Source organism: Bradyrhizobium sp. Kon58 (assembly GCF_055807455.1).
The window spans coordinates 1-251 of record NZ_JBVVOT010000558.1; the positions used below are offsets into that span (position 1 = coordinate 1).

Sequence of the window (251 nt, forward strand, 5' to 3'; positions counted from 1 at the left end):
CCCTGCCGCCAAGCCCGTGCGGCGGCGCAAGGTGGCGGATCCGGAATAACTGCCGGCCGCCACGCCATTGCCGCTTGCCATTGCCTGCCTGCATGCCGAAAAAGGTCTCGCCGTCGCCACGAGACCCTCTTCATGACCTATCTCATCTACATCATCGCTGCCCTTGCCGAGATCGCCGGCTGCTTTTCGATCTGGGCATGGTGGCGACTGGAAAAGTCGCCGCTGTGGCTGGCGCCAGGCATAGTCTCGCT

The 251-nt window shown here is 63.7% G+C and carries 1 protein-coding gene; it reads left to right on the forward strand.

The window, feature by feature from the left end:
• Positions 1 to 132: 132 nt before the first annotated feature.
• A partial coding sequence (locus tag AC0L20_RS41490) for a YnfA family protein (RefSeq protein ID WP_473295910.1) occupies positions 133 to 251 on the forward strand: 119 nt, incomplete at its 3' end.